Below are 19,687 nucleotides of genomic sequence, written 5' to 3' on the forward strand. Positions count from 1 at the left end.
AGGGAGGAGAAATGAATGCTTGATGATGCGCGGCCCGATCCAAACGAGCTGCTTCGGCAGATGCAACCGGAGAAAGAGCGGCGGGGAAAACTTAAAATATTCTTTGGATACGCGGCGGGTGTTGGAAAAACCTATGCCATGCTTGAGGCCGCGCACGCTGCAAAAGAGCAGGGTGTTGACGTTGTAGTCGGATATGTGGAGCCGCACACCCGGCCTGAAACGCTTGCGCTTTTGGACGGGCTTGAGGTGTTGCCGCCGCTTGAGGTGCCGTACAAAGGAATCAAGCTGCGGGAATTTGACCTTGACGGCGCACTTGAAAGAAAGCCGCAGCTGATTCTGGTGGACGAACTCGCGCATACGAATGCGCAGGGATTGCGCCATACCAAGCGCTGGGGAGATATCGAAGAGCTGATGGGCGCAGGCATTGACGTTTATACAACCGTAAATGTGCAGCACATTGAAAGCCTTAATGATATCGTTGCGTCGATCACGCAGGTGATCGTAAAGGAACGCGTTCCAGACCGGATTTTCGATATGGCGGACGAGGTGGAGATCATCGACGTGGAGCCGTCGGTACTACTCGCGCGCCTGGAAGCCGGTAAAATCTATAAAGAACAACAGGCGCATCAGGCGTTGGCCCATTTTTTTGTGAAGGGCAATCTCGCGGCGCTGCGCGAGATCGCGTTGAGGCGGGTGGCCGACAGGGTAAATAAGGATACGCCGGAACGGACGGCGCCGGCGAGGGAGCATATTCTGGTATGTCTCTCAACATCGCCTTCCAACGCAAAGGTAATTCGTACGGCGGCGCGTATGGCAGAAGCGTTCCACGCCTCTTTTACCGCGCTTTTCGTGGATACGCCGACAAGCCCGGTTTTAAACCGGGAAAATGCAAAGCTGCTGCGTGACAACATCCGGCTTGCCAAGGAGCTGGGTGCAAAAATCGCTACGACATACGGCGACAACGTACCGATGCAGATTGCCCGTTTTTCCAAGGTGAGCGGCGTTACAAAGATTGTCGTTGGGAGGACGCGCCAGAAACCGAAGATATGGAAGCGCGGCCAGAACATGATCGATGAATTGATATCCTATGCCGCGGAGCTTGAGGTTTTTGTCATCCCGGACAACGACGCGCAGGATTACAAACCGGCGCGGCACCGGATCAGGTGGGGAACATTCCGGTTCCACTGGAAGGATTTCCTCAAAATGCTGCTCATAATGGCAGCGTGTATCGCAGTGGGAGCGTTTTTTGACTGGGTTGGTTTTAACCAGGCGAATATCATCGTCATCCTGATTTTGGGCGTATTGATTACGGCAAACCAGACGCATGGACGGTTTTATGGAGTTGTGGCATCTGTAATCGGCGTGCTGATGTATAATTTTTTCTTTACCGATCCGCGGTTTACCTTCAACGCATACGGAGCGGAATATCCGGTGACATTTGCAATTATGCTGATTGCCGCGCTGATTACAAGCGCGCTTACGAGCAAAGTAAAAAAACAGGCGGCAATCGCCACAATAAATGCTTTTCGCACGAACGTGCTGCTGGAGACAAATCGAAGCCTGCAGGACGCAAAGACGCTGGATGAGATAGCAACGCACGCGATTGGCAAAGTAGCGAAGCTGGCGCATAAACCGGTGGTGTTTTACCTCGCGGACGGAAATGAGATCGGCAGGGTTTATGCGTGCGACGAAGAGGGAATACTGGAAAAAAACAGCGCATATATCACGCCCGACGAGCAGGCTGTAGCGGCGTGGTGTATCCGGAACGGACATTCCGCTGGAAAGGGCACCAATACGCTGCCCGGCGCTGCGGCGCGCTATACTCCGCTTACGACAAAGGAAAGGGTGCTGGCAGCAATCGGCGTAGTGACAGATGCCGACGACCAGATAGACAGCATACAGGATTCGCTGCTGTATACGTTGTTTGCACAGATTGGATCGGCGATTGAAAAGTATTACCTGAACGAGGCGCAAAGAAAGGCGGAAACACAGGCGGAAAGCGAACGCTTCCGTTCTAACCTGCTGCGCGCGGTATCGCATGATCTGCGTACGCCGCTCACGAGTATTTCCGGAAGCGCAAGTTCGTTGCTTACGAACTGCTTTGACGAGGAGACAAAAAAACGCCTTGTGACAGGAATTTACGACGATTCATTGTGGTTGATCAATCTGGTGGAAAACCTGCTTTCCGTATCAAGGATAGACAATGGGAACGTAAAGCTTAAAACGGAGCCTCAATTCATATCGGAGATCGTAGAGGAAGCGCTGCGTCATTTGAGCCGTAAGGCGGAAGAGCATCATATCAGGATTGATTTGGCGGACGATATGTTGATGGCGGACGTCGACGTACAGCTGATTGTGCAGGTAATGATCAATCTGGTGGATAATGCCGTCAAATACACGCAGCCAGGCTCGGATATTTTGATCAGCGCCGCACGCAGGGGAAAAGAAGCGGTGGTACGCGTTGCGGACAATGGAAAAGGAATCAGCGACGCGGATAAGAAAAATATTTTTGATATGTTTTATACGGCGGGAGGCAAGCAGACGGACAGCCGCAGGGGGCTGGGACTGGGGCTGGCGCTGTGCAGGACGATTGTGGAAGCGCACGGCGGCAGGATCAGGGTAAAGGATAACGAGCCGTGCGGAACTGTATTCGAATTTACGCTGCCCATAGCGGAGGTGAAGGAAAATGAAAACTTCAATCATGGTGGTTGAGGACGACCAGGCGATCAAAAATTTTATGTCGGCGACGCTGGATATGAACGCTTACCAGTGCTATACGGCGCAAACGGGGGAGGAGGCTTTGATGCTGGCTGTTTCAAAACAGCCGGATATGATTATCCTTGACCTTGGATTGCCAGATATGGACGGTGTGGATATCATCAGGAAGATCAGGACATGGTCGAATTGCCCGATTATTGTGGTGAGCGCGCGTATGGAGGACAGGGACAAAATCAGCGCGCTTGACGCTGGCGCGGACGATTATCTTACCAAACCGTTTAGTATGGAGGAGCTTTTGGCGCGTATCCGCGTGGCCGCAAGGAGGATTGGCAGCGTACCGAATATGGAAAATTCGGTGTTTGAAAACGGCGGACTGAAAATCGATTACGCAGCCGGCTGCGTATATGTGGATGGTGTGGAGTGCCACCTGACGCCCATGGAATATAAGCTCGTTTGCCTGCTCGCAAAGAATGTGGGGAGGGTACTGACACACCAGTATATCCTCAAAGAAGTATGGGGAAGCGGCTTTGAAAGCGACGTACCGTCACTTCGCGTATTTATGGCGACTCTGCGTAAAAAGATAGACAAGGGGCAGAAATATATCCAGACACATGTTGGCGTGGGGTACAGGATGCTGAGAATCGAGGGGAAAGAAGATGCTCAGGCGTAATTATGTTCAAAACAGGGATATTGAAATTCCAACGCCGCATCAGCAGGTCCATCCGCTGCGCGTACTTGCCTGCATGGTGGATGCGCTGCGCGTCCAGACCGGCGTTATGCCGCAATATTATATGCTGGAGGGGAGCAGCGTACTGCATATTTTGTTTTATGGTTCCTATTTTGAAACGGATATGCTGGTAGAGGAATATGGACCGATGCTCGCCCTTGCGGCGCAAAAAACACCGCTTGTGGTAAGCGGACTTACGAGCGGGTATGAAAATGGGGAAATCACAGTTGAAACGGAGAACGGCAATGTGATTTTTCAAAAATATGATGCGACAGGCGAGGATTTTAGGGCGCTTCGAAACCTGTGTTTTTGTCTGCGTTTTGCAGGAGAAAAGGATTGCGCGCTTGCGCGCGAAGTGCTTTTGCAGGTAGAAAAGCCGTGCGCGGTATTGGGCAGCGAATGGGATGAAGCTCCACTGGCAAGAGGGCTGTTTGCGGATTTGGAGCTGTTTTATTACAGGTATGCGATGTTAAAACCCATCGGAGAAGGCTACAGGGAGTGCATCAGCGCGCTTGGGATTGAACAGATTGCCGGGCTTTGGCGGGCTTTTTTGGAGAACGGCGTTTCTTATGAAGAGTTTGAGCGGTTTTTGGAGCTTTTGCAGGATGGAGAAGAAACAGACGTTTATTCATGGGAATTTGCTCTTGGGCTTGCGCTGGAAGCCTGTGGATTTGAGACCGTTCTGGATGAAACGGGTTTTATGATTGTGGATGCGCAGGGAAAACGCAGGATATTTGATTTTGAAAACGGCCCCGCCGCTGAACGGCTGCTTATGAAATTCTTATTTCCGGCGTGACAGAAGGACATGCGATTTAAAACAACGGATTTATCTCGTATTTTTTCATTTTAATGTTTTAATGATTCGGCGCGGTGTATTGTAATAGCACAAAGCAGGAACGCGTGAAAGCGTACCGAAAAAATGAAAGATAATAAGAGGTAATGAAAATGAAAGCAATGGAAAAAGCAGGAAAAAAAGTTGATGATGCAATGACAAAGGCAAAAGATAAAACAAAGGAAGCCGTGAGCAAAGCGTCTTCCAAAGTAAATCAGGCTTCGACAAAGGCAAACAACAAGGTACAGCAAAAAACATCGAAATAATGAAACGACCAGAACCGTCCGGACAAAACACCGGACGGTTTTCTGTTGGAAAAAAAGAGGTTTTCCGGTATAATAAATACGGAGGGTTTTATGGCGAATGCAAAGACAAACGCAATGCGTATTTTAGACAGGGCGAACATAAAATACACTGCGCATTCCTATGAAACGGACGGGCTTGCCGTCCCGGGAACCGAGGTTGCGCAAAAGCTTGGAATCCCTGTGCGGAAGGTTTTTAAAACGTTGGTAACGCAGGGGGCGGACAGGCGCTACATCGTATTTGTGATTCCGGTGGCGTGTGAGCTTGACGTGAAAAAAGCGGCGCGCGCGGCAGGTGAAAAAAATGTGGAAATGATCCATGTGAAAGACATCAGTAAGGTGACGGGATACATCCGCGGAGGATGCTCGCCGATGGGCATGAAAAAGCAATTCCATACGGTGATTGACGAATCGTGCCGTGCGCTTGATACGATGCTGGTAAGCGCCGGGAAGATCGGGCAGCAGGTGGAGCTTATGCCACAGGATTTGATTACCCTCATCGGCGCGGATGTGGCGGACATTGTAAAACAGGGGCAGAATTAGCATGATGAATTTGGAACAACTCAGAGAATATTTGACGGAAAGCAAGGCGGATTGCGAGATTATCGAGCATGAAAAACCAATTTTAAAGACAAAAGATGCGGCGGAGTATTTTGATCTGGAGCTATGCGCGCCTGTGTTTGTGATTGCAACGCAGCAGGGGCTTGTAGCGATGGTAATGAGCGCGCAGCGTACGGATATGGATGTAAGCAGCATCAAAACCGTGCTGGGTTATGATGTAAAAGGGCTTGCGGATCCAAAGGTGGTGAAGCAGGCGACAGGATACGAAGCGGGCAGAATTCCGCTGGTGGGGCATAACCTGCCCATTCTGTTTGACAAACAGCTGACCATACACGACTTTATTTATGGCGGGACGGGCGACGAATTCCATACGCTGAAAATAAGGCCGGAGGATGTGATCCGGCTAAACAATATGATTGATTTTATTGAATAGGAAACATTGGATAAAGCCGGCTTTGGTAAAATCAGCAATGGATGTAAAGGAAAAAGCCTTTGGCGGAAAGACTGCCGCCAAAGGCTTTTTTATTATTTCAGTTTTTGTTCCCATTCCGCAGGGCGAAAGCCTGTAAGCACAAAGTCATCGCTTATGAGGATGGGGCGCTTTACCAGCATGCCGTCCGTTGCAAGAAGCGAGAATTGCTCGTCTTCGCTCATGGCAGGGAGCTTATCCTTCAGGTTAAGGCTTTTATATAAAAGTCCGCTTGTATTAAAGAATTTTTTCAGTGGAAGCCCGCTTTTTTCCTGCCAAAGCATGAGCTCCTCTTTTGTCGGATTTTGCAGTTTTATGTCGCGGTATTCATAGGAAATACCGTTTTCATCCAGCCATTTTTCAGCCTTTTTACAGGTCGTGCATTTTGGATAACATAATAGTAACATAAACTTGCTTCTCCTTTTTTCTATTCTTCGTGCCAGCCTTTGCAAACGTCGATCCAGTCCTGCGCGTTTGCATAACGAAACAGCTCGCCGCATGAAAGCTCGATTGCCGAATTACTGCTGCCACAGGCGGGAAACACCGTGTCAAAGCGTTGGAGCGAAACATCAAGAAACGTCCTTACATCCTGCGGGTTGGCAAAAGGGCATACGCCGCCGATTTCGTGGCCTGTCATCGGTTCAACCTCTTCTGCGGAAAGCATTTTTGCTTTGCAGGAAAACTGCGCGCGGTATTTGGGATTATCGATCTTTGCGTCGCCAGCTGTGACGATCAGGATACATTCGTCATTCACACGGAAGGAAAGCGTTTTTGCGATACGGGCGGGAATTACATTGAGCGCCTGCGCCGCAAGCTCTACGGTTGCGCTGGAGGTGCTGAATTCCATAATATCCTGTTGCCTGCCAAACTGTTTCAAATATTCCCTGACGGTGTCGATTGCCATACTGAACTCCTTCACGTTGTAGTCACGAGCATACTTTACAACAATTCAACGGAAAAGTCAAAACAGTAAAAGGAAGGAAATATATGGACTAAATAACAAAGAACAGCCATAATGGGGGCTATCCATAAGACAGGGGATAGCTGCCAAACAGGATAAATGAGAAAAGACCAATGTGCAGAATTTTGCTCATTGGTCTTTTTTGTTGCGTCGACACTCAGATCCCGTTTTGGAGGATTTAGGTACAAACACCTTGCCTCCTTAAAACTGCGCGCTGAAACCCGCATGGTTAAGGACTTTTTCAGGCTCTAAATGGTAACATTTTATCATAAAATTTGTACTATTCAAATTTTATTATCTTGAAGAATTCATGGAATTATTTCTTTTTTTACAAAATATTTTCTCGGCATATTTTCATTGTCGGGCAAACGCAAAACTGGATTATCATCGTCGTGCATATGTTCATCTTTACTAGAAAAATAATCGTATAGACGATGTAGAACTTGATTCACTAAATATATTTTTTTACTATTGAGTGATATTTTGCTAACGTCATCAAACTGTACGCTATCAATGGGAACACAATATTCAAAACAGTAATATTTGCTGCTCCTAAAATAAGCTTCAACCAAATCCGGTCGTTTTAAAAACATTGCCAACATATTAACAAATTCGGGAGCATTACGAAATTGTTGTATAGAGCCATTTCCGCTATATAATAAATCTTTAAATGCAAATCCATTAAAACAAAAATCCTTTTCTGTTTCAATATAACCGAGACGCCATCTTAAATATGGAACAGGATCATCCTTCAATAATTCTAAAGGAATCAAATTTCCTTTGTGATACAGATTTAAATGGCCTTCACAAGGTGAAAAATATACTCCGTGTTGATTTAAAAATTCTGACAACGCGTTTTTTGTAGAAAGCAATTCAAATAAATTATAACCAACGAAAGAATCTTGTGCTGAATCTAACCTGCGGCTCAGATGAAAAAATAAAATTTGGTCAATCTTCTTTTTCGGTAAATAAGCCCAAACTAATTTACGGAAAACACGTTCGCTAGGTGCCTTATGGAAGAAATCATGAAGAATTTTTTTTGTAATATTAAAATAACTACATATCGAGGATTCCATTGATTCTTTCGAGTGAGTATCAATATACATTACTTTGCACCTAAAATATGAATGTTCATTCGTGCGGCTTAATTCCTTTAAAAAATTCCGCAAAATCCACATTATAAACTTGCTGGAGCGCAACCAAATCCGTCACCTTTATATTGCGTTTCCCAAGTTCTATTTTTGCATAGGCTGGACGATCAAGAGGACTCCCTAATAAATTCATTTGTGCTACTACTTTGCTTTGTGACAAACCAGAATCAGCCCGCAGCCGTTTTAAATTTGTAGATAAACTCACATTTTGAAGAATCATATTTCTCATAACAGTACCCCTTTAAAAAATTGTGCCTAATTAGACACATCTTTTTCTTGATTATATAATTATCTCTATGATATAATGGTGTCCAACGGGACTCTGATTTTATCTAAGGAGAAATAATCATGTCAAATAAAAAAGTATTGGAATGTTTAGAGCAAAATGTTGAGGGATTAGAAAGAATCCAAAACCTAATGCGGTTTGAAGACCATCTCATATACAGCGATCTTATGTTGGAAATCAACTTAGATCATTTTAATGGATATGAAGCTTTATTACCTGTCATGCTTATATCGACAGATGACCCTGTCATTGAGCGAACAGGTAAGCGTCTTTTGCTCCAACTATATAGTGAGAAATTACAGGAAATCGGCGGTCGGCAGATCGTTGATCGCGTGACAGATATTTTGACCGAAGAAAAAAATCAATGGGACAAGAGAATCAAGCGTCTGCGTAAATTGAAAAAGCAAAATAAATTGTAAACATTTCTGAAAAAGGTTCCTTTTTGGGTGTTTCGGATTGTGTTAGTAGTGAGGGGACATATACGGGATATTCGGTCTACCAGCAAGCATAGGAAGTGTATTAACACTTCCACCTTTTGAATCATGTGCGCTTGCGCGTCCATGATTCAAAATTGCTTGTTGGGGATTCTCCCCAAACCCCTCTAGTCTATCACGAAATGGAGAGGAACCCATGAGCAAAATACGAATCGTAAATAATAGTATCGTTGTAAAGAACCCGACCGCATTTATCCTGCCCGCAATCAATCTATCAATCACAAAAGGCACGACAATTTATTCGGTCACAGGGATTTACAGGGGTACAAAACCATTGACGCAAAAGCTGTATCGTGTCATGGAAAACGAATTTGAATCCTGTATTGGCAGCCTGCACGAAAAGGAGGATTTGTAATGAAGCAGACTGACCATATCACGGCTTTGTATTGCCGCCTGTCGCGGGACGATGAACTCGACGGCGAGAGCAACAGCATACAAAACCAAAAGAATATATTGGAAAAATACGCCAAAGAAAACCATTTCCAAAATCTGGTATTTTATGTAGACGACGGAGTGAGCGGCACAACCTTTGACCGCCCCGGCTTCAATGCCATGTTGGAACAGGTCAAGGCGGAAAATGTGTCCACTGTTATCATCAAGGATATGTCGCGGTTTGGACGGAACTATCTGCAAGTGGGGCTGTATACAGAGGTGCTTTTCCCCGAAAAAAATGTGCGGTTCATTGCGATCAACGACGGCGTAGACAGCGAGAAAGGCGACAATGATTTTACACCGTTCCGCAACATCATCAATGAATGGTACGCCAAAGATACAAGCAAGAAAATCCGCGCGGTGATGAAGTCCAAAGGACAGGCGGGAGAATATCTTTGTACCAATCCGCCTTATGGCTATTGCAAAGACCCGAACGATAAAAAGAAGTGGATTGTGGACGAAGAAGCGGCAAATGTGGTTAAAGAAATCTACCGCCTTTGCATGAACGGAAACGGCCCGACACAGATTGCGCGAATACTCACAGAACGCAAAATTTTAACCCCCGCTGCATACTTCCAAAGTCAAGGGAGAAGTTATCCGGTTATAGTAGAAAACGGACGCTGCGCGTGGGTGGCCGATACAGTAGCATACATTCTCGAACGCAAAGAGTATACAGGCTGTATGGTGAACTTTAAGACTTACAAAAAGTCATACAAGAGTAAAAAGACTTTACTCAATCCAGAGGAAAAGCAGCTTGTATTCGAGGGTACACACGAAGCGATCATTGACCGCGAAACATGGGAAAGGGTACAGGAGTTACGCCGCCACAAACGCCGCCCAACTAAGACGGGAAAAAGTAATATGTTTTCGGGGATAGCGGTATGCGCGGATTGCGGTTCCAAGATGTATTACTGCACAACGAACCAGTTTGAAAAGCGGCAAGATTTCTTTGTCTGTTCCGCTTCCCGTAAAGCAATGGACAAATGCGAGGCACATTATATCCGTGCGGTTGTTCTGGAAGAAATGGTTTTGCTTCACCTGCAATATGTATTGGATTATGTTGCGCGTTACGAGCAACAGTTTGTACGGTGTATGGGCATTTCACAGGCAAAAGAGTACAAAAAAGCGACGGCATTGAAACAAAAGGAACTCGCAAAATCTCAAAGGCGTACCCATGAACTGGACGTGTTATTCAAGAGAATGTATGAGGATAACGTAACAGGCAAACTCGCAGATGAACGGTTCTTCACTCTTTCGCAGGATTATGAGAAAGAGCAAAAAGAGTTGCGGGAAAAGACTGTTGCCTTGCAAGCAGAACTGAACGAACAGGAACAACAGGTGACGGACATTCAACGTTTTGTGACGAAGTGCAGGAAGTATGTTCGATTGAAAGAACTCACCCCAACAATCCTCAATGAACTGGTGGACAAGGTATTTGTCCATGCACCTGTTAAAAATGGCGGAAAACGAACGCAGGACATTGAGATCGCGTATAACTTTGTGGGGATTTTGCCGCCGACTACATTCACCCAAAACGAAGAAACGGCATAGCGGAAAACCGCTATACCGTTTCAAATACTCATACTGTCTTATGCAGCCGCCACTAAGTGGCCGTTCTTTGTTTTCAGTATTTTGTTTTAGATTTTTCAGGATTGGGACTGCAATGCAGCTGCCGGAGCAGCAAACTGGCTGTTATAGAGCTCGGCGTAGAAGCCGCCCCGCTCAAGAAGCTCATTATGCGTGCCCTGCTCGATGATATCCCCGTCCTTCATAACGAGGATGAGATCCGCGTCCTTGATGGTGGACAGGCGGTGCGCGATCACAAAGCTGGTACGATCTTTCATAAGGGCGTCCATAGCCTTTTGAATGAGGCTTTCCGTACGCGTATCGACTGAGCTTGTGGCTTCGTCAAGAATCAGCATATCCGGATCCGCCAGAATCGCCCGCGCGATTGTAAGCAGCTGCTTCTGGCCCTGCGAGATATTGGTAGCGTCTTCGTTGAGCACCATTTCATAGCCGTGGGGCAGCGCTTTGATGAAGTGGTCGGCATAGGCCGCCTTCGCCGCGGCGATGACCTCCTCGTCCGTTGCGTCCATACGCCCGTAGCGGATGTTTTCCATGATCGTATCGTTATACAGCCAGGTATCCTGCAGCACCATACCAAAGTGCCTGCGCAGGTCTGCCCGCGTGAAATCCGTAGTAGCGTGGCCGTCGATCAGGATTTTGCCGCTGTTGAGGTCGTAAAAACGCATCAGCAGTTTGATCATAGTGGTTTTGCCCGCGCCGGTTGGGCCGACGATAGCAATTTTTTGACCAGGCTTGATCTTTGCGGAAAAATCGTTGATGATAATTTTATCCGGGTTATAGCCAAAGTGGACGTCTTCAAATTCCACGTTGCCGTCAACCTTGTCAAGCTTCACCGGGTTGGGAGTATCCGGGGATTCCTCTTCTTCATTGAGGAATTCAAACACGCGCTCGGAAGCCGCCGCCGTTTGCTGCAGCACATTGGAGATATTTGCAAGCTGAGAGAGCGGCATCGTAAAGCTGCGGACATACTGTACAAACGACTGGATGTTACCAACCGTAATAGAGCCCGTCGCCGCCAGATAACCGCCGAGCACGCATACTGCGACATAACCGAGGTTGCCGATGAAGGACATGATGGGCTGCATCATGCCTGACATAAAGTTTGCCTTCCACGCGGCGCTATACAGCTTTTCGTTTTCGCCGTTAAATACCTCGATGCTTTCCTCTTCGCCGTTATAGGCGGAGATGACGTTGTGGCCGGCAAACATTTCCTCAACATGCCCGTTTACAGTTCCAAGATAGCGTTGCTGCTGCTTGAAGAATTTCTGTGATTTTTTAACCACCAGCATGATCAGCACCAAAGAGACAGGTATGATGATCAGCACGACGAGCGTCATCAACCAGTTGATGGTAAACATCATGACGAGCACGCCGATGACCATCGTTACGGAGGTAATGATTTGCGACAGGCTCTGGTTAAGCGTCTGGCTGATGGTGTCTACATCGTTTGTAACGCGCGACAGGATATCCCCGTGGCTTGTTTTGTCAAAATACGAAAGGGGCAGTGTGTTGACCTTTTCGCTGATGTCCTTACGCAGACGGTAGGTGACCTTCATGGATACGCCGGTCATGATATATCCCTGAATGTATCCAAACAGGGCCGAAATACCGTACAGGATCACAAGGGTGATCAGGATCTGGCTGATTTTCAGGAAATCCACGCCCTGTCCGGTGCCGCCGATTTGGCCCATAACCCCTTCAAAGAGAACGGTGGTCGCGTTACCCATGAGTTTTGGCCCGATGATCGAGAAGATCGTTGAAGCGACCGCAAAGATGACAACGATGATAACCGCGATCTTGTATTTTCCAATGTATTTGAGCAGGCGGCCTATCGAGCCTTTAAAATCTTTGGCTTTTGCGCCTGCCATTGCGATCTGCGGCCCGCCGGGGCCTCCTCCTTGCCTTACGGGAGGTCTTTTTGTTTCATTGCTCATTGTAATTCCTCCTCTGAAAGCTGGGAGAGTGCAATCTCGCGATATGCTTCGCAGGTTTGCATGAGTTCCCTGTGCGTGCCCTTGCCGACGATCTTTCCTTCATCGAGAACGATGATCTGCTGCGCGTCCATAATGGTACCGACGCGCTGGGCAATAATCAGCACGGTTTTATCCTTCGTTTGTTCCTTGATTGCCTCGCGCAGCGTCGCGTCCGTCTTGAAATCGAGCGCTGAGAAGCTGTCGTCAAATACGTAGATGTTTGGATCCTTGACAAGCGCGCGTGCAATGGACAAGCGCTGTTTTTGACCGCCTGACACGTTTGCGCCGCCCTGCGAAATACTTGCGTCAAGACCTTTGGGATTCTTACTGATGAATTCCATTGCCTGCGCTTCTTCCGCCGCTTTTTCCATTTGCGCGTCCGTAGCCTCCTCGTCGCCGAGACGGAGGTTGGACGCGATGGTACCGGAAAACAGCACTGATTTTTGCGGAACGTAGCCGACCTGCTCGCGCAGATCGTGCCTTGTGACGTCGCGTACGTCGATTCCGTCGATGGTGACGCTTCCGCAGGAAACGTCATAAAAACGCGGAATGAGGTTTGCGACCGTAGATTTGCCTGAGCCGGTGGAGCCGATAAAGGCAGTGGTCTCACCGGGTTTTGCGGTGAAGTTGATATCCGTCAGGACATTATCCTCCGCGCCGGGATAGGCAAAACATACGTCCTTGAATTCAAGCAGGCCCTTGGGATCCGTAAAGTGCTTTGGATCTTTGGGATCGTGAATCTGCGGCTCCGTATCGATTACATCTGCAATACGGTGTGCCGAAACAGAAGCACGGGGGAGCATGATGAACATCATGGACATCATGAGGAAGGCCATAACAATCTGCATTGCGTATTGCATGAACGCCATCATATCACCGACCTGCATGGACGAGGCTGCGATCTGGTTCGCGCCCACCCAAATGATGAGGATGGAAACCCCGTTCATAATAAGCGTCATAATCGGGTACAACCAGATCATGACACGACCGACGAACAGCGAAGTTTTTGTAAGGTCTTCATTTGCCTTGTCAAAACGGTCGAGCTCAAAATTTTGCGTATTGAACGCCCGGATGACCATGAGGCCTGAAAGGTTTTCGCGCATGACCAGGTTCAGGCGGTCAACAAGGGACTGCATCTTTTTGAACTTGGGCATGACGACTGCAAAGATCGTACCGATGAAACCAAGCAAAACAACCACTGCAAGCGCAATAATCCACGACATGGATACGCTTTTGTTGAGTGCCATAATGACGCCGCCTACACCCATGATAGGCGCATAGATAACCATACGGATCATCATGATGACGACCATTTGTATTTGGGTGATATCGTTGGTACTCCGCGTGATCAGCGACGCGGTCGAAAATTTATCGAACTCTACATTGGAGAAGTTCTCCACCTTGGTGAAGGTCTTTTGACGCAGGTCGCGGGCAAGCCCCGCACCGATCCTCGCTGCAAAAAAACCGACCACGACCGTGCAGGCCGCAGAGCCAAGCGCCAGCATCAACATAGAAAAGCCGTTGTTCCAGATGTAATCCTGCTGGACCTTGGTGGTGTCCACCCCAAGCGCCTGATATTCCTGTGTGACCGCGGGAATGGCCATCTGCGTGAGCATACTGGCATCCATTCCTCCGATTTTTTCTTTAAGCAATTCGTTCAGGCTTTCATATACCGCCGCGGAATCCGGATAGGAGCTGAGTGCCGTAAAGAAGTCCTCTCCCTGTGCCTGCTGCGTGTAATAACCCAGAAACTGCAGCAATGCAGACGGAATCTCGGCGGTTTTCTCGCTGCCGTCTTCGTTGACCTGTTTATCGAGGGCAATGCTGGACGAGCCGCTTTGCTCCGCGCTCATTACCTGCTCGATTGCGCTGACGGATGCGAATGCTTTTGAAAAAGCAGAGTTAAGCGCCTCCGTTCCTCCTTCATTCATATCTGTCCTGACATAGACAGCTTCGTTTGCAAGGGCCGGATAGGATTTCAAATAAGTATCATAGTCGGCGCTTGATTGGTTTATGAGCGTGTAGCTTTCCTGCACCGTTTTTTGCTGCTGCTCATCCATAAAGGGAAGCAGCGAGTTCATTGTATTTTCACTGACTGCCGATGGAATGGCGTTTTCGATACCGCCTTGCTGAATGCCGGTGTCTACGATCTTGGACATATAATTTGGCAATGACAGATCGCAGAACGCCTGCCCGAAAAGCAGCACGATAGCAGCGAGTATGAGCGCGGCGTAGGGCTTTAAGTATTTCATTATGCGCATCATAAAGCGTTTTTCTTCCTTTCTTACAGAGTGGCTTTTGCCTTGATTGAAACTTCCGTGGACTTATGATACCGCGGTTGCATAATAATGTCAATAAGATTATTAAAAATATTGACGCAGTTGCATTTATATGTTAATCTCGTTTTAGATCATTAAGAAAGAAGTAATAAAAATGGCGGGCAGGGACACTAAAACAAGAATCAAGGAAATCGGGCTGAATCTATTTCAGGAACGCGGCTTTGAAAATGTAACCATCAATGAGATCTGTGAGCAAAGCGGCATAAACAAGCATACCTTTTACTACTATTTTAAATCCAAGGACGAGCTCCTGAAAGACTTCTATGAGTTGCCATACGATATTGGGACGGAATACTTTGTTCAAATACTGAACGCTGAAAATTATGTAGAGCAGCTCCTGCTTTCTTATAACCCGTTTTTGGAGCATATAAGCGAGTCCGGGACAGAAATTGCCCGGCAGCTCTTTATCAAAAACCTTAACTGCGATGTGGGAACATTCCGCATCAATGAAAAACGCGGGGCAATGATGCAAATGCAGTGCGATATTATCGGCAAGGGGCAGAAGGCGGGCGAGATCAGGAACAGCTCCGACGCGCAGATGCTGTGTGCGCTTGTGCACCAGACGTTTATGAGTACGTCGTTTGCGTGGGTGATGTCGGACGGAAGCTTTGATTTCGCAAAGGTGATTCGCACGGAGGTCGAGGTTTTGCTGGATGTGAAACCGGAGCTGAGAAAAGGCGATAAGATTGACATTGGCGCGATATGGAAGAATATAAAGGGTTCGGACCGCAGGAAGCGGCATATGGAAGCGAGGGAAAAGCACGCGCGGCACAGGCGGGAACGTGAAACCGATCAATAGACAATAAGATGGAGGAGATGGTGGGAATGACCGCAAAAAAAGTAACTGCAATTTATTTCAGTCCAACGAAGGGAACACGCGAATATGTGTGCGCGATTGCCAAAGAGCTGGATGCGGAATATACAGAGATCAACCTTACTGACAGGGAAGAACGAGCGCAGGAACATTTTTTTGGACCGGATGAGCTTGTTGTGATCGGCGCACCCGTATATTATGGAAGGATACCGCAGGTGCGGGGCGGATTATTTGGAAAGCTGCATGGCGAGAATACGCCCGCTATATTTGTGGTGAGTTATGGGAACCGCGCGTTTGAAGACGCTCTTTTGGAGCTATCCGACTACTGCGCGAGACAGGGCTTTTTTGGCATGGGAGCCGGAGCATTTATTGCGCCGCATACTTTTTCCGCAAGAATTGGCGAAGGACGGCCTGACGAAAAGGACAGGAAGGCTGTGGCGTGTCTTGCAGAGAAAACGAAGGAATGCCTTGAAAGTGGAAAAACAGCCGCACTGGGGGTTCCGGGGAACAGGCCGTACAGGGAGTTCCAGACGGTTCCTTTCGCGCCGAAGGGCGCAAAAGCCTGCAATCAATGCGGGGTGTGCGTACGGATATGTCCGGCGGGAGCGATTTCAAAGGACAATCCGAGAAATACGGACAAGGCGAGCTGCATCCGCTGTCTGGCGTGTGTGAAGGAATGCCCGCAAAAGGCGAGAAGCGTGGGAGGACCGGTTTTTGCCGTTGCGGTGAAGCAACTGGAGGGAAAGCTGATGAAAACACGCCGGGAGCCGGAGCTGTTTTTTGCAGAGAAAGATTAAAATTAATTAAATTTTTTTGGGAAAAAACCAGTTGACAGGCAGGAAACCGCTTTACGGGGCGGTTTCTTTTATTTAAGGGAAAAACATGCGGTATTGACATTTGTATGGAATGGCAATACAATATCTATGTATTAATGAAATGAAAAAGCACAGTATATTGTGTTACAGGTACTCCGAATCGGGGTATAAAAGGGAAGACGGGTGCAAATCCCGCGCGGTCCCGCCGCTGTAAGGGCGAAGCAGGGTACAAAGCCACTGAATGATATTCGGGAAGGCGTACACTGCGTCTGACGCCCAAGCCAGAAGACCTGCCTGTAAACTTCAGTACGCTGCCACGGAGTATGGCAAAAGCGGAATAGGCGCGTCCTTTCCGGGCGCTTTTCTTTTCGGTTTTCCAGATTATGATATGAATAAACGAAACGGACAGGAGAAAGAAAGATGATTACGCAGATCAGGAAGAGAAACGGAAGTACGGAACAGTTCCAGCAGGAAAAAATCACATGGGCTATTTTTAAGGCGGTCACTGCGGTGGGCGGCGACGATTTTGACACGGCACAGAAAATTTCGAACGAGGTAGTGGACATCGCGAATCTCCAGCTCAAGGCGGATGAGGCGGATGTAGAACAGATACAGGATATTGTGGAAAAGGTGCTGATCGAGCGGGGACATGCAAAGACGGCAAAGGCATATATCCTTTACAGGGAAAAGAGGCGTGCTGCGAGAGAATCCAACGCTTTGATCGGCGCGACAATCGATATGTTCTCAGACTATCTGGACGACAAAGACTGGCAGATCAAGGAAAACGCAAACACACAAAAATCGATTAATGGAATGAACAACTATGTGCGCGAGACGTTTACAAAGCAGTACTGGCTGCACGAGGTATATCCGCAGGAGGTGCGTGAGGCGCACGTAGGAGGGGATTTCCACATTCATGACCTTGGATTTTTTGGGCCGTATTGTGCGGGCTGGGACCTGCGCCAGCTGCTTATGGACGGGTTTGGCGGCGTTCCGGGAAAGGTGGAGTCCTCCCCGGCGAAGCATTTGCGTTCCTTTTTGGGACAGGTTGTGAATTCGACCTTCACAACGCAGGGAGAAACGGCCGGCGCGCAGGCATGGTCTTCCATCGACACCTATTGCGCTCCGTTTATCCGCTATGATAATATGACGTTTGACGCTGTAAAACAGGCGTTGCAGGAATTTATTTTTAATATCAACGTACCCACGCGCGTGGGGTTCCAGTGTCCGTTCTCCAACCTGACGTTTGACATCGTTTGCCCGCGTACCCTCAAGGACGAGGCTGTAATTTGCGGCGGCAAGGTTATGAACGAAAGCTATGGCGAATTCCAGAAGGAAATGGATATTTTCAACCAGGCGTTTTGCGAAGTGATGCTGGAGGGCGACGCGCATGGACGCGTATTTACCTTCCCGATTCCCACGATCAACGTGACAAACGATTTTGACTGGGACAGCCCTGTGGTGAACCGTTTTATGGAGATTACGTGTAAATATGGTATTCCGTATTTTTCAAACTATATTAATTCAGACCTGAATCCGGAAGATGCGCTCTCAATGTGCTGCCGTCTGCGTCTGGACACAAAAGAGCTGAGGAAACGCGGCGGCGGGCTTTTTGGAAGTAATCCGATGACAGGATCGATTGGCGTGGTGACGATTAACCTTCCAAGAATCGGCTACCTGTCCAAATCGGAAGGGGAATTCCGCGCGCGTTTGTGGAAGCTTGTAATGATGGCGAAAAACAGCCTCGAAATAAAGCGTAAAATTATCGAGGACCAGACGGAGAAGGGACTATACCCATTCTCGGCGCATTACCTGCGTAATATCAAGATGCGGACAAACCAATACTGGTTTAATCATTTTAATACGATCGGCGTGCTGGGCATGAACGAGGCGCTGAAAAATTTCTTTGGCGACGGAACAGACCTGACGACGGAAAAGGGGCAGGAATTTGCCGTTTCTATTATGAATTATATGCGCGATTTGATGACGGGAATCCAGGAGGAGACAGGACACTTCTACAATCTGGAGGCGACGCCTGCCGAGGGAACAAGCTACAGGCTTGCAGAGCTTGACAGGAAAAAATATCCTGAGATTATTTGTGCGGGCGACGACAAGGTGCCGTATTACACAAATTCGACACAGCTCCCGGTTGGTTTTACAGACGATATTTTTGAGACGATGGATTTGCAGGATGAATTGCAAAGCCTTTACACGGGCGGCACTGTTTTGCATCTGTACCTTGGGGAGAGGATATCTGACGTGGAGGTGGCCAAGCGGCTGATTCGCAAGGTGTTTACCAACTATAAGCTGCCGTATATCTCACTGACGCCTACCTTTTCGATTTGCCAGGAGCACGGTTATCTGGACGGCGAGCAATTTACCTGCCCGCAGTGTGGGAGCGACACAGAGGTGTGGAGCCGCGTAGTGGGATATTTACGCCCGGTACAGAACTTCCACAAGGGCAAGAAGACAGAGTATGACGAGCGCGTGAAATATACGATCAAGGAGAATTCTATTTGAACATTGCAGGGCTTTTGAAAACGGCAACGATCGATTTTCCGCACAGGCTGGCGGCAGTCGTTTTTACTGCCGGATGCAACTATGACTGCGGGTTTTGCCATAATCGCGAGCTCCTTACGACAAAAGAACTGATGGATGAAAAAGAGGTGTGGCGCTTTTTGGAAAAGAGGGCCGGGCTGCTGGACGGAATCGTGATATCCGGCGGCGAACCCACATTGCAGGAAGATTTGCCGGAATTCGCGCAGCGCCTGAAGGAGCTGGGATACGACGTGAAGCTGGACACGAACGGCAGCGCGCCACAGGTAGTGGAGGAAATGCTCCGGCGTGGATGCGTCGACTATGTGGCGATGGATTACAAAGCGCCGTTTGAACTGTATACGCAGGTATGCGGGCATGACGCGTCCGGAGTGGAGCAGACACTGGAGCTTCTGCGGGGCGCGACGGTAGAATGGGAGCTTCGCACAACGGTGATTCCAGAGCTATCGGAAAAAGACCTTTTGCGTATGGCGCAGGGGGTGGAAGAGCTTCCCGCTTATGCGTTGCAGCTATACCGCCCGGTGCGCGTGGAACGTAAAAAGGTATACTCTGCGCAGGATATTGTGAATTTTACAGAAAAACTCAGGCAATACCAGAAAAACATCTTCCCCAGATGTTAAAAAAAGCCGTTTCCGCAAAGACTGGAAACGGCTTTTTTGATGTGGGAAAT

19 protein-coding genes and 1 riboswitch are annotated in these 19,687 nt (G+C 48.1%); of the genes, 13 read left to right on the forward strand and 6 right to left on the reverse strand.

The window, feature by feature from the left end:
• Positions 1-15: 15 nt before the first annotated feature.
• The 6 genes from CHK_RS09885 (at position 16) to CHK_RS09905 (ending at position 5,573) form a co-directional block, all read left to right on the forward strand.
• Positions 16-2,712, forward strand: coding sequence for a sensor histidine kinase (locus CHK_RS09885; protein ID WP_046443900.1), 2,697 nt, complete (start codon positions 16-18; stop codon positions 2,710-2,712).
• Positions 2,687-3,388, forward strand: a complete 702-nt coding sequence (locus CHK_RS09890) for a response regulator (protein WP_046443901.1) — start codon at positions 2,687-2,689, stop codon at positions 3,386-3,388. The genes CHK_RS09885 and CHK_RS09890 overlap by 26 nt, the downstream gene beginning before the upstream one ends.
• The gene (locus CHK_RS09895) at positions 3,375-4,241 is read left to right on the forward strand and encodes a hypothetical protein (RefSeq protein ID WP_046443902.1); all 867 of its coding nucleotides are present in this window, start codon (positions 3,375-3,377) and stop codon (positions 4,239-4,241) included. The genes CHK_RS09890 and CHK_RS09895 overlap by 14 nt, the downstream gene beginning before the upstream one ends.
• A 149-nt stretch (positions 4,242-4,390) precedes the next feature.
• Positions 4,391-4,543, forward strand: coding sequence for a hypothetical protein (locus tag CHK_RS16655; protein ID WP_160295632.1), 153 nt, complete (start codon positions 4,391-4,393; stop codon positions 4,541-4,543).
• A gap of 90 nt (positions 4,544-4,633) precedes the next feature.
• Positions 4,634-5,122, forward strand: a complete 489-nt coding sequence (gene ybaK / locus CHK_RS09900) for a Cys-tRNA(Pro) deacylase (protein WP_046443903.1) — start codon at positions 4,634-4,636, stop codon at positions 5,120-5,122.
• Position 5,123: 1 nt separating this feature from the next.
• Positions 5,124-5,573 (forward strand): aminoacyl-tRNA deacylase, encoded by a 450-nt coding sequence (locus tag CHK_RS09905; protein ID WP_046443904.1) that lies wholly within the window; start codon positions 5,124-5,126, stop codon positions 5,571-5,573.
• Between the two features lie 92 nt (positions 5,574-5,665).
• On the opposite strand, the gene CHK_RS09910 is transcribed toward CHK_RS09905, so the two are convergent.
• From CHK_RS09910 to CHK_RS09925, 4 genes are all read right to left on the reverse strand, one after another.
• On the reverse strand, positions 5,666-6,016 hold the full coding sequence (locus CHK_RS09910; protein ID WP_046443905.1) for an arsenate reductase family protein: 351 nt from the start codon (positions 6,014-6,016) through the stop codon (positions 5,666-5,668).
• A gap of 20 nt (positions 6,017-6,036) precedes the next feature.
• Complete coding sequence (locus CHK_RS09915; RefSeq protein ID WP_046443906.1) at positions 6,037-6,513, reverse strand: YbaK/EbsC family protein; 477 nt, start codon at positions 6,511-6,513, stop codon at positions 6,037-6,039.
• Between the two features lie 365 nt (positions 6,514-6,878).
• Entirely contained in the window at positions 6,879-7,676 is a 798-nt protein-coding gene (locus tag CHK_RS09920; protein WP_046443907.1) for a hypothetical protein, read from the reverse strand.
• Between the two features lie 25 nt (positions 7,677-7,701).
• Positions 7,702-7,950, reverse strand: coding sequence for a helix-turn-helix domain-containing protein (locus tag CHK_RS09925; protein ID WP_046443908.1), 249 nt, complete (start codon positions 7,948-7,950; stop codon positions 7,702-7,704).
• A gap of 119 nt (positions 7,951-8,069) precedes the next feature.
• Between CHK_RS09925 and CHK_RS09930 the strand changes: the two genes are divergently transcribed.
• The 3 genes from CHK_RS09930 (at position 8,070) to CHK_RS09940 (ending at position 10,484) form a co-directional block, all read left to right on the forward strand.
• Complete coding sequence (locus CHK_RS09930; RefSeq protein WP_046443909.1) at positions 8,070-8,426, forward strand: hypothetical protein; 357 nt, start codon at positions 8,070-8,072, stop codon at positions 8,424-8,426.
• 211 nt (positions 8,427-8,637) lie between these two features.
• Positions 8,638-8,856 carry a hypothetical protein gene (locus CHK_RS09935; RefSeq protein WP_046443910.1) on the forward strand — a complete coding sequence of 73 codons (219 nt, stop codon included), beginning with the start codon at positions 8,638-8,640 and terminating at the stop codon, positions 8,854-8,856.
• Positions 8,856-10,484, forward strand: a complete 1,629-nt coding sequence (locus CHK_RS09940; RefSeq protein ID WP_046443911.1) for a recombinase family protein — start codon at positions 8,856-8,858, stop codon at positions 10,482-10,484. Before CHK_RS09935 ends, CHK_RS09940 begins: the two co-directional genes overlap by 1 nt.
• A 95-nt stretch (positions 10,485-10,579) precedes the next feature.
• Here CHK_RS09940 and CHK_RS09945 read toward each other — a convergent pair whose 3' ends face one another.
• Together CHK_RS09945 and CHK_RS09950 are read right to left on the reverse strand one after the other, a co-directional pair.
• Complete coding sequence (locus CHK_RS09945) at positions 10,580-12,454, reverse strand: ABC transporter ATP-binding protein (RefSeq protein ID WP_046443912.1); 1,875 nt, start codon at positions 12,452-12,454, stop codon at positions 10,580-10,582.
• On the reverse strand, positions 12,451-14,745 hold the full coding sequence (locus CHK_RS09950) for an ABC transporter ATP-binding protein (RefSeq protein ID WP_330379240.1): 2,295 nt from the start codon (positions 14,743-14,745) through the stop codon (positions 12,451-12,453). The genes CHK_RS09945 and CHK_RS09950 overlap by 4 nt, the downstream gene beginning before the upstream one ends.
• A gap of 181 nt (positions 14,746-14,926) precedes the next feature.
• Here CHK_RS09950 and CHK_RS09955 point away from each other — a divergent pair, with 181 nt between their 5' ends.
• The 4 genes from CHK_RS09955 to CHK_RS09975 all read left to right on the forward strand — a co-directional run bounded on the left by CHK_RS09955 (position 14,927) and on the right by CHK_RS09975 (position 19,637).
• Positions 14,927-15,631 carry a TetR/AcrR family transcriptional regulator gene (locus tag CHK_RS09955; protein ID WP_052740506.1) on the forward strand — a complete coding sequence of 235 codons (705 nt, stop codon included), beginning with the start codon at positions 14,927-14,929 and terminating at the stop codon, positions 15,629-15,631.
• Positions 15,632-15,657: 26 nt separating this feature from the next.
• Positions 15,658-16,443: a 4Fe-4S binding protein gene (locus CHK_RS09960; RefSeq protein ID WP_046443914.1), complete on the forward strand. Its 786-nt coding sequence runs from the start codon at positions 15,658-15,660 to the stop codon at positions 16,441-16,443.
• Between the two features lie 149 nt (positions 16,444-16,592).
• Positions 16,593-16,773: riboswitch (cobalamin riboswitch) on the forward strand.
• 108 nt (positions 16,774-16,881) lie between these two features.
• Positions 16,882-18,981 carry a ribonucleoside triphosphate reductase gene (locus CHK_RS09970; protein ID WP_046443916.1) on the forward strand — a complete coding sequence of 700 codons (2,100 nt, stop codon included), beginning with the start codon at positions 16,882-16,884 and terminating at the stop codon, positions 18,979-18,981.
• The gene (locus CHK_RS09975) at positions 18,978-19,637 is read left to right on the forward strand and encodes an anaerobic ribonucleoside-triphosphate reductase activating protein (RefSeq protein ID WP_046443917.1); all 660 of its coding nucleotides are present in this window, start codon (positions 18,978-18,980) and stop codon (positions 19,635-19,637) included. The genes CHK_RS09970 and CHK_RS09975 overlap by 4 nt, the downstream gene beginning before the upstream one ends.
• Positions 19,638-19,687: the final 50 nt, after the last annotated feature.

Origin of the sequence: Christensenella hongkongensis, from assembly GCF_000981035.1 — a bacterium.
Taxonomy (GTDB): domain Bacteria; phylum Bacillota; class Clostridia; order Christensenellales; family Christensenellaceae; genus Christensenella; species Christensenella hongkongensis.